The sequence below is a fragment of the Stenotrophomonas maltophilia genome (assembly GCF_001274595.1).
Classification (GTDB): Bacteria; Pseudomonadota; Gammaproteobacteria; order Xanthomonadales; family Xanthomonadaceae; genus Stenotrophomonas; species Stenotrophomonas forensis.
Genome location: NZ_CP011010.1, coordinates 3,237,184 through 3,250,836 on the forward strand (window position 1 = coordinate 3,237,184; position 13,653 = coordinate 3,250,836).

13 protein-coding genes are annotated in these 13,653 nt (G+C 67.0%); 3 read left to right on the plus strand and 10 right to left on the minus strand.

All coding sequences use genetic code 11. From position 1 onward, the window contains the following. Positions 1-5: 5 nt before the first annotated feature. From VN11_RS14885 to VN11_RS14925, 9 genes are all read right to left on the minus strand, one after another. Positions 6-269, minus strand: coding sequence for a YciI family protein (locus VN11_RS14885; protein ID WP_053450313.1), 264 nt, complete (start codon positions 267-269; stop codon positions 6-8). Further along, entirely contained in the window at positions 269-1,564 is a 1,296-nt protein-coding gene (argH, locus tag VN11_RS14890) for an argininosuccinate lyase (RefSeq protein WP_053450314.1), read from the minus strand. Before argH ends, VN11_RS14885 begins: the two co-directional genes overlap by 1 nt. Before the next feature lie 20 nt (positions 1,565-1,584). Further along, the gene (argC, locus tag VN11_RS14895; protein ID WP_053450315.1) at positions 1,585-2,538 is read right to left on the minus strand and encodes an N-acetyl-gamma-glutamyl-phosphate reductase; all 954 of its coding nucleotides are present in this window, start codon (positions 2,536-2,538) and stop codon (positions 1,585-1,587) included. After that, positions 2,535-3,137 carry a GNAT family N-acetyltransferase gene (locus VN11_RS14900; RefSeq protein ID WP_053450316.1) on the minus strand — a complete coding sequence of 201 codons (603 nt, stop codon included), beginning with the start codon at positions 3,135-3,137 and terminating at the stop codon, positions 2,535-2,537. The genes argC and VN11_RS14900 overlap by 4 nt, the downstream gene beginning before the upstream one ends. A gap of 3 nt (positions 3,138-3,140) precedes the next feature. Further along, positions 3,141-4,469 carry an acetylglutamate kinase gene (locus VN11_RS14905; protein WP_006457088.1) on the minus strand — a complete coding sequence of 443 codons (1,329 nt, stop codon included), beginning with the start codon at positions 4,467-4,469 and terminating at the stop codon, positions 3,141-3,143. A 25-nt stretch (positions 4,470-4,494) separates the two neighbouring features. Continuing rightward, a complete protein-coding gene (locus tag VN11_RS14910) occupies positions 4,495-5,583 on the minus strand; it encodes an acetylornithine deacetylase (protein WP_053450317.1) in 1,089 nt (362 codons plus the stop codon). An 87-nt stretch (positions 5,584-5,670) separates the two neighbouring features. Beyond that, the gene (locus VN11_RS14915; RefSeq protein ID WP_053450318.1) at positions 5,671-6,867 is read right to left on the minus strand and encodes an argininosuccinate synthase; all 1,197 of its coding nucleotides are present in this window, start codon (positions 6,865-6,867) and stop codon (positions 5,671-5,673) included. Between the two features lie 118 nt (positions 6,868-6,985). Next, positions 6,986-7,996 carry an N-acetylornithine carbamoyltransferase gene (locus VN11_RS14920; RefSeq protein ID WP_053450319.1) on the minus strand — a complete coding sequence of 337 codons (1,011 nt, stop codon included), beginning with the start codon at positions 7,994-7,996 and terminating at the stop codon, positions 6,986-6,988. Between the two features lie 319 nt (positions 7,997-8,315). Then, positions 8,316-8,879 carry a hypothetical protein gene (locus VN11_RS14925; protein WP_049458277.1) on the minus strand — a complete coding sequence of 188 codons (564 nt, stop codon included), beginning with the start codon at positions 8,877-8,879 and terminating at the stop codon, positions 8,316-8,318. Between the two features lie 186 nt (positions 8,880-9,065). On the opposite strand from VN11_RS14925, the gene cysS reads away from it, so the two are divergent. The 3 genes from cysS to VN11_RS14940 are packed head-to-tail and all read left to right on the plus strand — an operon-like array spanning position 9,066 to position 12,193. Beyond that, on the plus strand, positions 9,066-10,442 hold the full coding sequence (gene cysS / locus VN11_RS14930) for a cysteine--tRNA ligase (protein WP_053450320.1): 1,377 nt from the start codon (positions 9,066-9,068) through the stop codon (positions 10,440-10,442). A gap of 54 nt (positions 10,443-10,496) precedes the next feature. Next, on the plus strand, positions 10,497-10,949 hold the full coding sequence (locus VN11_RS14935) for a SufE family protein (protein WP_049458275.1): 453 nt from the start codon (positions 10,497-10,499) through the stop codon (positions 10,947-10,949). Next, the gene (locus VN11_RS14940; protein WP_006457191.1) at positions 10,946-12,193 is read left to right on the plus strand and encodes an MFS transporter; all 1,248 of its coding nucleotides are present in this window, start codon (positions 10,946-10,948) and stop codon (positions 12,191-12,193) included. The genes VN11_RS14935 and VN11_RS14940 overlap by 4 nt, the downstream gene beginning before the upstream one ends. A 140-nt stretch (positions 12,194-12,333) precedes the next feature. Here the strand turns inward: VN11_RS14940 and dksA are convergent, their stop codons facing one another. Continuing rightward, positions 12,334-13,563 (minus strand): RNA polymerase-binding protein DksA, encoded by a 1,230-nt coding sequence (gene dksA / locus VN11_RS14945; RefSeq protein WP_053450321.1) that lies wholly within the window; start codon positions 13,561-13,563, stop codon positions 12,334-12,336. Positions 13,564-13,653 lie beyond the last annotated feature (90 nt).

Genomic DNA, 13,653 nt, shown 5'->3' on the forward strand with positions numbered 1-13,653 from the left:
GGGCCTCAGCGGGTAATCCATTCGTGCACGGTCAGCTCGGAGGCCTGCATCGTCACCAGCGGATCGGTGGCGACGATGGCCTGCGCCTGCGCCAGGCTCTCGACGTTGCACAGCACGTAGGCGCCACCGCTGCCGTCGGCGAAGCCGCCGGTCAGCTGCAGCTTGCCCTGCGCCTGCAGCGCATCGAGGAAGTCACGGTGCGGCTGCACGACGGCGGCGTTGAAATCGGGCCGGCGCATGGCCAGTACCAGGTAGACGGTGCCCGCCATCAGGCCAGCGCCTGCCAGCGCGCGCGCAGCTCATCCAGGCGCAGGTCGGCGGCCGAGCCCGGTGACACGCGTGCGGCCAGGCTGCCTTCCGGCGTACGGCCCTGCCCTGCACTGTCGGCGCCTGCCGCCGCGGCCTTGTAGGCTTCGCGGAACGGCACGCCGGCCACCGCCGCTTCCACCGCCACATCGGTGGCGTACATGCCCGAGTCGATCGCCGCACGAACCTTGTCGTCGCGCCATTCCAGGTTGGCCAGCAGCGCCGGCAGCAGTTCCAGCGCGGACAGGCCGCGGCCGAAGCCATGGAAGATGGCGCCCTTGGACGACTGCAGGTCGCGGTGATAGCCCGACGGCAGCGACAGCAGCTGCTCGATCTCGGTCCGCGCGGCGGCGACGCTGGCGTGGGTCGCGCGCATCAGCTCGATCACGTCCGGATTGCGCTTGTTGGGCATGATCGAACTGCCGGTGGTGTACTGCGCCGGCAATGCGACGAAGCCGAACTCGGCGCTGGTGAACAGCGACAGGTCCCAGGCGATGCGGCGCAGGTCCAGCGTGGCGCCGCCCAGCGCTTCCAGCGCGGCCAGTTCGAACTTGCCGCGCGACAGCTGCACGTAGATCGGCGAGATCTGCATGCGCGCAAAACCGAGCGCGGCGGTGGTGTGTTCACGGTCCAGCGGCAGGTTCACGCCGTAGCCGGCAGCGGTGCCGAGTGGATTGGCATCCACCAGCGCATGCGTGTCGCGGGCACGGGTGGCGTTGTCGATGAAGGCCTCGGCCCAGCCGGCCCACCACATGCCGGCCGAGGACACCACGGCACGCTGGATGTGGGTGTAGCCGGGGATCGGCAGATCCTTCTCGGCCTGGGCACGGTCCAGCGCGACCTTGGCCACTTCGGCGCTGAGCTGGGCAACGCGCTGCAGCTTCTCCTTCAGCCACAGGCGGGTGGCGACCAGGATCTGGTCATTGCGGCTGCGGCCGGTGTGGATCTTGCGGCCGGCGTCGCCAAGGCGCTCGGTCAGCCGCGCTTCGATTGCCGAGTGACCGTCTTCATACTGCGTGTCCAGCACGAAACGGCCGTCGCGGAAGTCCTGCGCCAGCACCTCCAGCTCGCGCAGCAGGCCGGCCAGTTCGTCGGCGCTGAGGATGCCGATATGCTGCAGGCCCTGCGCATGCGCGGCGCTGGCGGCGATGTCGTGCAGGAAGAACTCGCGGTCGAGGATCACGTCGTCGCCGGCGAGGAAGGTCTGGATCTGGGCGTCGACGGCGACGCCGGGCTTCTGCCAAAGAAGGTCTGCCATGGGGGCTCCGGAATGCGTGTTCAGTGCGGGATCGACGTCAGTTCGTCGATGCCCAGCGCGAGGTTGAGGTTCTGCATGGCCTGGGTGGCCGCGCCCTTCAGCAGGTTGTCCAGGGTCGCAACCACGACCACCCGCTTGCCGCCCGGGGCCAGGGTGAAGCCACCGACCTGGGCGCCATGACGACCGGCGATACGGCTGACCCACGGCGCTTCATCCACCACCTCGATCAGCGGCTCGCCCGCATAGGCCTGCTGGAAGCGCTCGACGATCTGCTCGCGGGTCTGCACGCGGTTCAGCCACAGGTTGGCGGTGAGCGTGATGCCACGGAAATGCGGCGCGACGTGCGGCATGAACTCGACTGCCACGCCCAGCTGTACCGACACCTCGCGCTCGTGCACGTGATTGGTCAGCGCATACGGCATCAGGTTGTCGGCCAGCAGCTCGACGTTGTTCTTGTCCGATGGCGTGGTACCAGCACCGGAGTAACCGGAGACACCGAAGCACTGCGGCGGGCCGGCCAGCAGGTCCAGCAGCGGATGCACCGCCAGCTGCATCGCGGTGGCATAGCAACCCGGGTTGCTGATGTGTTTCTGGCCGTTGTAGCGGTTGCGGGTCAGCTCCGGCAGACCGTAGTACCAGCTGTTGTCGAAGCGGTAATCGGCCGAGAGATCGACGATGACGGTCTCCGGCCTGGCCGCTTCCAGCGCAGCCACGAACGGTGCGGCCAGGCCATTGGGCAGGGCCAGGATCACCGCGTCCACGCCCTTGGCGGCCACCGCGTCGGCATCCAGGTTCTCGTACTGCAGATCACCCTGGAACTCCGGGTGATGGTCCGACAGGCGCTGCCCGGCGCGCTCGCGCGAGGACACGAAGGCCAGTTCCAGGCGCGGGTGTGCGGCCACCAGCTTGATCAGCTCGGCGCCGGTATGGCCGCGGGCACCGACGATGCCCAGGGTGAAAGTCGAATCGTTCATGCGTGACGGTCCAGGCGGTACTGCAGGTGGCGCTTCACGCCCTGCCATTCCGCATCGATGATGGAGAAGATGACGGTATCGCGCGGCGTGCCATCGGCATGCCGCTTGTGGTTGCGCAGCACGCCATCCTGCTTGGCGCCGAGGCGGGCGATGGCGGTGCGCGAGGTGGCGTTGAACCAGCTGGTTTCCAGCACCACGCTGATGCAGCCCAGCACTTCGAAGGCGTGCTGCAGCAGCAACAGCTTGGCTTCGGTATTGGCACCGGTGCGCTGCGCGCGCGGCGCGTACCAGGTGTAGCCGAGACTGAGCCTGGGCACGCTGGCGTCCATGTCGTAGAAACGGGTGCTGCCGATGATGTCACCGGCGGCATCGCGGATCACGAACGGCAGCCCCTTGCCTTCGGCCTGCGCCTGCAGTGCGGCCTGCACATAGGCCTCGGCCTGCTCCGGCGACGGCACCTGGGTGTACCAGAGCTGGTCGAGGCCGCTGCCTTCCAGCGCGGCACGCAGGCCGGGGACATGCTCAAGCTGCAGCGGCTGCAGCAGTACGTGCTGCCCGCGCAGTGTGGGGACGGTGTTCCAGACGTCCGGGTTGTTCATCGCTCAGCCCTGCAGGCTCGGGGTGCGCTGGGCACAGTGATCGACATAGGTCTTGATGCGATCGATGCCATCGGCGCCGAACCAGAACACCTTCCAGTGATCCTGCTTGTAGCAGCCGTCGGACTCAGCGTAGTAGAAGTGGTTGATCGGATTGCCGTGGCGCGAGCGCCAGAACAGCTGCGGCGTTTCTTCCAGCATCACGTTCCAGACCGCGCGGCCCAGGCCTTCGCCCTGCGCATCGTCGAGCACGGCGAACTTGTCCAGGTACACGCCTTCGGCTTCATCGGTGAGGATCACCGCAGTACGGTAGTTCTCGCTGACGTAGGCGCGCAGCAGCCGGGTCTTCTCGAAATAGTCCGGCACCAGGGTGCGGCCGAAGCTGGATTCGATCAGCTGCTTCAGGCGCGGCAGGTCCAGTTGCTCCCATGCGGTGGCGCGCAGCACCTTCTCGCCCTTGCGCACCAGCGTGCCCGAGCCCTTGTGGGTGAACAGTTCCTTGGCCAGGTCGGCCGGACGGGTGATCGACACCGACGACTCCAGCGGCAGGCGGTCGAGCAGATCCTTGATCTGTTCGATCTTCACCTTCATGCCACCGTGGATCCACGGCTGCGCGATCAGGTGGTCGTACTCGGTGGACAGGTTGATCGAATCGATCACGTTGCCGGCCTCGTCCAGCAGGCCACCGGTACCGGTCAGGAAGATGATCTTGTACGGCTGCAGCTCCTGCACCAGCTCGTTGGCGGCGAAATCGGCATTGACGTTGAGGATCTGGCCACCGGCGGTCTCGCCCAGGCTGGTGATGACCGGAATCGAGCCGGCACGCAGGCTGGCTTCGATCGGCGCCAGGTTGACCTTCTTCACCTCGCCGACCAGGCCGTAGGTGTCCACGTCCAGGTATTCGGCCTCGAACACGCCACCGGTGATCGAGGTGGCGCGCGCGCCGTTCTGTTGAAGAGCTTCGACCAGGCGCAGATTGGACTGCTGGAACACCCGGCGCACGATCGCCAGCGCTTCCGGCGAGGTCACGCGCAGACCGTTGACGGTCTGCTTCTCGATGCCGGCGGCAGACAGCTCGGCATCCAGCTGCGGGCCAGCGCCGTGCAGCACGATCGGGGTCAGCCCGACTTCCTGCAGGAACGACAGCGAGGAGGTCAGCGCGTCGAGATCATCGCGCAGCACCGCGCCGCCGACCTTGACCACGGCGAAGCGCTTGGCATCCAGCTGCGAAAAGCGCTTGAGGTACTGGCTGATCTCCTTCGCGCTGGCCATGCTGGAAAGCAGGCGCACGATGGTCTGGCGGGTCTGGCGGTGAGGCTGGAGGGCAGGAGACATTTCGGTTTCGTCGGAAAGGGAAGAATCAGGCGCCGGCGGCGATGATGCGGTGCACGGCGTCGGTGTAGCGCTGCAGCTGGTCCAGCGTCACGAACTCATCGGCGGTGTGGGCCTGGGCGATGTCACCCGGGCCGAACACCAGGGTGGTGTAACCGGCGGCGGAGAACAGCGAGGCCTCGGTCCAGAAGTCCACCGCGTTGCCGATCGGCAGTTCCAGCGCATCGGCCACGTCGCGTGCCAGCAGGCGGCGGTTCTCGGCCTCGGCGATGTCACCGGCCGGCAGGCTGGGGCCACGGAAGGTTTCGGTGAACAGTGCGGCTTGCGGTTCGGCGAAGCCGGCAAAGGTCGCCAGCAGGCCGTCGATATCCATCGACGGCAGCGGACGGAAACCGAACCGCACTTCGGCGGCCGGCGCGATCATGTTGGCCTTGATCCCGCCCTCGACGCGACCGATGTTGAAGCGCAGGCCGGTGAGGCCACCGAAGCGGGCCGATGCCAGCGATTCCACATGGTCCAACGCGCGGTTGCCCCAGCGCATGGCCTGGTGCAATGCACTTGCGGCCGCATCCTGCTTGCCCGAGGCATGGCCGGCACGGCCGGCGAACTGCATCAGCACCGAGCTGATGCCGCGGTGCGCCAGCACCGCCTCGCTCATGGTCGGCTCGGCCACCAGCACCGCTTCGTACGGCAGGCCACGGGCCAGGAACGCAGCGATGCAGCGCGGGTCGTTGGCTTCCTCGTCGCTGGAGAACAGGAACGCCGCATCGCCCTCGCTGGCGTTGGCCGCGGCCACCAGCGCAGCAGCCGCGCCCTTGATGTCACACACGCCAAGGCCGACCACACGGTCGTCCAGGCGCCGCATCACGTGCGGGTCGGCAGTCCAGTGCGGCGAATCGGGCACAGTGTCCAGATGCACGTTGAACAGGTACTTCGGCGTCCCGCGCACGGCGTACAGGCTGACCGCGCCCGCGCCGTGGTCGATCACCTCGACGTTGAAGCCGGGCAGGTTCGCGCGCAGGTAATCGAAGATGCCACCGGTGGTGATCGCACGCGGCGGGTTGCGGGTGTCGAAGGACACCAGGGCCTGCAGGTGATCGAGCGTCTGTTCAAGCATGAATCAACAATCCTGGTAGTGCCGGCCGCTGGCCGGCAACGATGTCGGTGGTGAATGCCGGCCAGCGGCCGGCACTACCGTCACAGGTCAACCGCGATTGACCTGCGCATAGACAGTGGAACTCATGCCGAACAGCTTGATGAAGCCTTCAGCCTCTTCCACGCCCCAGTCGGCCGACTGCGCGTAGGTGGCACCCTTGGTGTTGAGCAGGTGCGGCGACTTCACCGCCACCGCGTCGACGCGGCCGCCACGGGTCTCCAGCACCACTTCACCGTTGACCTTGGCCTGCGACGACTTCAGGAAGGCTTCGATGTCGGTCTTCAGCGGGTCGTGGTAGAAGCCTTCGTACACCAGCTCCACCCACTTGCGCGCCACGTCCGGCTTGAAGCGGTTCTGCTGCTTGGTCAGCACGGCATCTTCCAGCGCGCGGTGCGCGGCCAGCAGCGAGACCAGGCCCGGGGCCTCGAACACGATGCGGCCCTTCAGGCCGATCACGGTATCGCCGGTGTAGACGCCGCGGCCGACGCCATACGGGGCGAACAGCTTGTTGAGCTGGGCCAGGATCTGGTCGCCCGGCAGCGCCTTGCCGTTCAGTTCGACCGCTTCGCCTTCGACGAACTTCAGGGTCACGGTCAGCGCCTGTTCCGGCCATTCGCTGCGCGGCGAGCACCAGCCACGCGCGCCTTCGCCCGGGGCTTCCCAGCGATCGATCTCGCCACCGGACATGGTCACGCCCAGCAGGTTCTCGTTGATGGTGTAGGCCTGCTGCTTGGCGCGCACGCCGAAGCCGCGTTCCTCCAGGTACTTCTGTTCGTAGGCACGGGTCTGGGTGTGTTCCTTCTGGATCTCGCGGATCGGCGCGATGATCTGGTAGTCACCCAGCGCCTTCACCGCCAGGTCGAAGCGGACCTGGTCATTGCCCATGCCGGTGCAGCCGTGGGCGATGATGTTGGTGCCCAGTTCAGCAGCACGCTTCAGCGCGGCATCGACGATCAGGTAGCGGTCCGATACCAGCAGCGGGTACTGGCCCTGGTAGCCTTCGCCGGCCCACACGAACGGCTTGACGAAGCCTTCCCAGATGGCCGGGCCACCGTTGACGGTGACGTGGCTGGTCACGCCCAGCTCGGCGGCGCGCTTCTCGATGAAATCGCGCTCTTCATCATCGACGCCGCCGGTGTCGGCGAACACGGTGTGCACGTTGTAGCCGCGCTCCTGCAGGTACGGCACGCAGAAGCTGGTATCGAGGCCGCCGGAGAAGGCGAGAACGACGTCTTTGTTGCTCATGGGGGTCAGGTCCACTTGGTGATGAGATTTCGGTAGAGCCGACCGCTGGTCGGCTGAAATGTTGGATGCGCCGCTGCGGGAGCAGCCGACCAACGGTCGGCTCTACCCCTTGTTTGACTCAGCGCCCGGCAACCGCGGCCATGATCGCCTTCTGCACGTGCAGGCGGTTCTCGGCTTCGTTGATGGCGATGCACTGCGGCGAATCCATCACCGCGTCGGTGGCCTTCACGTTGCGGCGCAGCGGCAGGCAGTGGCTGAACACACCGTTGTTGGTCAGCGCCATCTTCCGCTCGTCGACGATGAAGTGCTTGAACTGGTCGCGGATCGGCTTTTCCGGTTCCCAGTTGCCGAAGAACGGCAGCGCGCCCCAGCTCTTGGCGTACACCACGTCGGCACCTGCGTAGGCGCTGTCGATGTCATGGCTGATCTTCAGCGAACCACCGCTCTCGGCCACGTTCTGCTCGGCCCAGGCCATGTAGCGCTCGTCGAGGATGTAGTCGGCGGTCGGGCACAGCAGGGTCACGTCCATGCCCATGCGGGTGGCGATGGTCAGCGCCGAATTGGCCACGGCGGTGTTCAGCGGCTTGGGGTGATAGGTCCAGGTCAGCACGTACTTCTTGCCGCGCAGGTCCTGGGTGCCGAAGTGCTCCTGCAGGGCCATCACGTGGGCCAGTTCCTGGCACGGGTGGGTGATGGTCTCCATGTTGATGACCGGCACCGGCGAGTACTTGGCGAAGCTGTTGAGGACGATGTCCTGGCGGTCGTAGGCCCAGTCCTGGAACTTCGGGAACGCACGCACGGCGATGATGTCGCAGTAACGGCCCAGCACCTTGGCCACTTCCGCGATGTGCTCTTCCGTATCGCCGTCCATCACCGTACCGAGGTTGAACTCGATCGGCCACGCATCCTTGCCCGGCTGCAGCACCACTGCGTGCGCGCCGAGCTGGAACGCGCCCAGTTCGAAGCTGGTGCGGGTGCGCATGGACGGGTTGAAGAACACCAGCGCGATCGACTTGCCCTTGAGCTGGTCGCCGAGCTTGTTGCGCTTGAACAGCGCGGCCTGGGTCAGCAGCGCGTCGAGCTCGCTGCGGCTCCAGTCCTGGGTGTTCAGGAAGTGCTTGGGGGACATCATCTTTCCTTGCGTGGCGGCGCCGGGTTCGACGCGGTGGAAGGGAAAAGCAGGAACCAAAGGTGGAACGAAAAGGTTGCAGTTGCAGCTTTCAGAACGCAGAAACGAAAAAACCCAGCCGGGCGGCTGGGTTTTTTTCGGACGAACAGCAAAAAGCTCCGGTTACCCAGCGAGGATGTGGGGTTCCGGTCGACGCGCACGCGAGGTCATGCCCGACGCCTGTCGGGCTGCGCTGCTGTCGTGCTGGAAGTCGGTGAGCTTCATGGTCATCCATCTTTGCATGCGGCCGGGGCCGGCGCAAGGGGCCGGGGTCGCAGAATCAGGGATTGCTGGCGGTGCCCTGCTCGGGGCCGACCCACGGGGTGATCGACACCCGGATCTTGAGCCGGTTGCCGGGGTCTTCCGGCAGCCGCGAGCGGTACTTGGTGCCCTTGTAGACGTAGTCCACGTCGTAGGCGATGGGCCGGCGGAATTCACGCCCCACCGGCACGATGCGGCAGTCGCGGGTCAGCATCGGCCCATTGTTGGCCGGCGCCGGGGCCGGCGTCTCGGCGGCAACCTCTTCGGACGCCTCTTCATCGCTGCGCTTGAACATCGAGCGCACCGAGTCCCAGAAGCGGCTGATCCGGCCCTTGTCCTCGACCGGCTCCTCGCCGGTCACGTTGACCGGGGCCAGGGTCCGGGTCGAGACCGGCTCGCAGTGCTCCTCGGTGCGGGTCGCGCGCAGGGTCTGGAACACCGGCTCGACGTTCAGCACCTGGGCATAGTCGAACTTCACGTTCTCCACGATCACCACCCGGTTGCGGGGCTCGGCCTCCTGCGCCAGCACCACGGCGGGCAGCGCCGACAGGCAGGCCAGGGTCAGCAACGCGGTGGATTTCATTGGCGATGGGAGCAAGGACACGGCAATAGTGTAGGCAGTGACGAGCGCAAGGGGCTGAACATTACCCGTCCACGCCGCTCCTGCCCACCCCACCTTGGGAGAACCCGCGTCCACCGGTGGCAGCCAGTGCCCCCAAAGGGGCCGACACGTTCTAAAATCGCAGGCTTGTCCCCCAGCCACAGCCCCATGACCCTGCGCCTGCACAACAACCTGACTCGCCAGCTCGAACCGTTCACCCCGCTCGATCCGGCCTGTCCGACCCTGTATGTGTGCGGCCCGACGGTCTACAACTACGTGCACATCGGCAACGCCCGTGGCCCGGTGGTGTTCGGGGTGCTGGCCGACCTGCTGCGGCGGCGCTTCGGCGCACTGCGCTACGCCCGCAACATCACCGACGTCGACGACAAGATCAACACCGCCGCGCGCGAACAGGGGGTGCCGATCAGCACCATCACCGACCGCTTCGCCGCCGCCTACCGTGAAGACATGGCCGCGCTGGGCGTGGTGCCGCCGGACATCGAGCCGGAAGTGACCGCGCACATGCCGCAGATCGTCACCATGATCGAGCAGCTGATCGCCAGCGGCCATGCCTACGCCGCCGAAGGCCACGTACTATTCGCGGTGGCCAGCTTCAACGGCTACGGCAAGCTCTCGCGCCGCGACCCGGAAGAGATGCTGGCCGGCGCCCGCGTCGACGTGGCGCCGTACAAGCGCGACCCCGGCGACTTCGTGCTCTGGAAGCCGTCCAGCGACGACCTGCCCGGCTGGGAATCGCCGTGGGGCCGTGGCCGCCCGGGCTGGCACATCGAATGCTCGGCGATGGCCGCCGCGCACCTGGGCGAGACCATCGACATCCACGCCGGCGGCGTCGACCTGCAGTTCCCGCACCACGAGAACGAGATCGCGCAGAGCGAATGCGCCCACGGCGGCAAGATCTTCGCGCGCTTCTGGCTGCACAACGGCATGCTCAACTTCGGCGGCGCCAAGATGAGCAAATCGCTGGGCAACATCGAACGCGTGCACGACCTGGTGCGCCAGCATCCGCCGGAAGCGCTGCGCCTGGCCCTGCTGTCGGCCCATTACCGGCAGCCGCTGGACTGGTCCGATGGCCTGATCGAGCAATCGGTGCGCACCCTGGACCGCCTGTACGGCACCCTGCGCGAACTGGCGTCGATCGAGGCCAGCGCGGTGATCCCGGCCTCCGTAGAGGCGACCCTGGACGACGACCTGAACACCCCGCAGGCGCTGGCCGAAGTGGCCCGCATCGCCGCCGATGCACGTCGAGCTACCGATCCGGCCGAACAGGCGCGCCTGAAGGGCGAACTGCTCGGCGCGGGCCTGGCGCTGGGCCTGCTGCAGGCCGATCCGGCGCAGTGGTTCGGCACTGCCGCCGGCGATGACGGCGACGATGCGCGCATCCAGGGTCTGATCGACGAGCGCGCCGCGGCCAAGCAGGCGCGCGACTTCGCCCGCTCCGATGCCATCCGCGACCAGCTGGCCGCTGAAGGCATCGTGCTTGAAGACACCCCGCAGGGCGTGCGCTGGTCGCGCAAGCGCGGCTGACCTGCCCTGCCCCGTGGCCGGCCCGCCGGCCACGCCCCCACTGTAGAGACTGCTGTGACCGACTCCCCGTTCCCGCTTGAACCCACCGCCGCCGAGGCCCAGACCGCCATCGCCGAGGAATTCGGCTTCTTCGGCGACTGGTCCGAGCGCTACCAGTACCTGATCGACCTCGGCCGCAAGCTGCCGGCCTTCCCGGAGGAATGGAAGACCGAGGAGCACCGCCTGCTCGGCTGCCAGTCGATGGTCTGGATCGTGCCGGAAGGCAACGCCCAGTCGCTGCGCTTCCATGCCATCAGTGACTCGGCCATCGTCTCCGGCCTGATCTTCCTGGCCCTGCGCGTGTATTCCGGGCGCTCGGCCCAGGAGATCCTGGACACCGAACCGAGCTACATCCAGGACATCGGCCTGGCCCGCCACCTCTCGCCCACCCGCAGCAACGGCGTGGCGGCGATGCTGGCCTTCATCCGTGAGACCGCGCAGGCCCAGCTGCAGCGCGATCCGTCGTGAGCGAACCTGCCACCGCCGAAGACACCGCGCTGGGGCTGCTGTCCCGGCCCGGTTTCGCCAGGCTGCTGGCATACCGCATCTTCGCGATGCTGTCCTACCAGGTGGTCGCGGTCACCGTCGGCTGGCACATCTACGAAGTCACCCGCAATCCGTTCTCGCTGGGCCTGGTCGGCCTGGCCGAGGTACTGCCGTTCTTCTGTGTGGCGCCGTTCGCCGGTTACCTGGTCGACCATCTGCCGCGGCGCCGGCTGGGCATGGTCGCCTGCTCCGGGCTGATCGCCACCGCGCTGGTGCTGACCAGCGTGGCCAAGGGCTGGCTGCCCTTTGAGGGCGTGTGGCCGATCTATGCGGCCATCGCACTGACCGGCATGGTGCGCGCCTTCCTGTCACCGATCTACAACGCCTTGTTCGCCCGCGTGCTGGCCCGCGACCAGTTCGCGCGTGGCGCCGGCCTCGGTGCCGTGGTGTTCCAGGCCGGCATGGTGGCCGGTCCGGCACTGGGCGGCGTGCTGGTCGGCTTCGGGGGCAAGGGCCTGTCCTATGCGGTGGCCACCGTCTTCGCGCTGGTGGCGATGGGGTGCCTGGCCACGTTGAAGGTGGAAGAACCGGTGCACACCGGCCCGGCCGCGCCGATCTTCAGGAGCATCGCCGAAGGCGCGCGCTTCGTGGTGGGCAACCGGATCATGGTCGGCGCGATGGCGCTGGACATGTTCTCGGTGCTGCTGGGTGGCGTGGTGGCGATGCTGCCGGCGTTCCTGCACGAGATCCTGCACCACGGCCCGGAAGGGCTGGGCATCCTGCGCGCGATGCCGGCGCTGGGTTCGGTGTGCGTGGGGCTGTGGCTGGCCCGTCACCCACTGCACCGCAATGCCGGCCGCGTGCTGCTGTTCGCGGTGGCCGGTTTCGGCCTGTGCGTGATCGGCTTCGGGCTGTCGCAGCACTTCTGGCTGTCGGCGCTGATCCTGCTGTTCTACGGGGCGTTCGACGGCGTGTCGGTGGTGATCCGCTCGACCATCCTGCAGCTGGCCACGCCGGAGGAAATGCGCGGACGGGTGTCGTCGATCAACGGCATCTTCATCAGCTCGTCCAACGAACTGGGCGCGTTCTACGCTGGCACGATGGCCCGGCTGCTGGGCCTGGTGCCGGCGGTGGTGCTGGGTGGGTTCGCGGTGCTGAGCGTGGCCGGGATCACGGCGTGGAAGAACCCGACGCTGCGGAAGTTGAATCTTCGCGACCTGCAGTAGCTGTTCTGTAGAGTCGAGCCATGCTCGACTGCTTTTCAGAGGCGCCAGTCGAGCATGGCTCGACTCTACAAAAGCCAGGAAGCCCAACAAAAAACCCGGCCGAGGCCGGGTTTTTCGCATGACCAGACAACGACCGGGAATCAGTCGCCCTGCTGCTTCTGCAGGTGCTCCCAACGCTCCTGGGCGTCGATGGTGCGCTCGGCGGTCAGTCGCGCTTCCAGGCGCTCCAGGCCGATCTCTTCACCGGTATCCACGCAGTAGCCATAGTCGCCGGCTTCCAGGCGCTTGAGGGTGCTGTCGATCTTGCCGATCAGCTTGCGGTAGCGGTCGCGGGTACGCAGTTCCAGCGAGTTCTCGGTTTCGCGGGTCGCGCGCTCGGCTTCATCGCCGATGTCACGCACTTCCTCGCGCAGGTTCTCGATGGTCTGCTTGGACTCTTCCACCAGGTCCGCACGCCAGTTCTGCAGGCGCTGGCGGAAATATTCCTGCTGCAGCGGGCTCATGTACTCCTCTTCCGAGGACGGCTTGTAGCCAGCCGGCAGGATCGGGCGGCCGGTGGCCTCGTCGGTCTTGTACTCGACCACCTTGTACTTGCTGCGCGGGGCCGGTGCAGCCGAACGGGCGGCGACGGCCACGGCAACCTTGCCGACAGGGCGCGACACGGTCTTCGGGGCGGAATCGGATTTCACGGCGGTTTTGGCAGGCGATTTCGAAACGGGCACGGGATTCTTGGATTGCGGGGCCTTCGAAGCAACAGGTGCGGCGGCCGGGGCCGGCTTGGGGGCCGGTTGGGCTGCTGCCACTGCCACGGTCTTGGCCGGGACAGGCTTGGCCGGAGCCGGCTTGGCAGCCGGCTTCGGTGCGGACTTCACTACTGGGGCCGGGCTCGGCTTTACGGCCGGCGCAGCAACATTCTTGGTGACCTTCTTTACAGCGGCAGGTGTGGCCGCCGGTTTAGCCGCAGCCACCTTCTTCGCTGCAGGCTTGGCGACCGGCTTGGCCGCAGCCTTCTTCACCACCGCCTTCGGCGCCGGCTTGGCTGCTGCCTTCTTCGCTACCGGCTTGGCGGCGGCCTTCTTGACCGGCGCGGCCTTGCTGGCAGCCTTCTTCACCACCGGCGCCTTCTTGCTGGCGGCGGCAGGCTTGGCCTTGGCGGGCGCGGCGGCCTTCTTCGCCACCGGCTTGGTTGCCTTGACCGGCGCTTTCTTTGCGGTGGCCTTCCTGGCCGCCGGTTGCGAGGACGCTGCCTTGGTCGCCGGCTTGCTGGCCGGCTTCTTGGCAACGGGCTTTGCCGCCAACTTCTTCACAACAGGCTTGGCGGTTTTCTTGGCGGCCGTTGCGGCCTTCTTTGCAGTTTTTTTAGCAGCCACGAAACGCTCTTCCTTGGATTCCCCGGGGCCCGGGAAAGCGGGCCTTTATAGCCTACCCGACCCGCAGCAGCAACCTCAGCGGCCCTACTC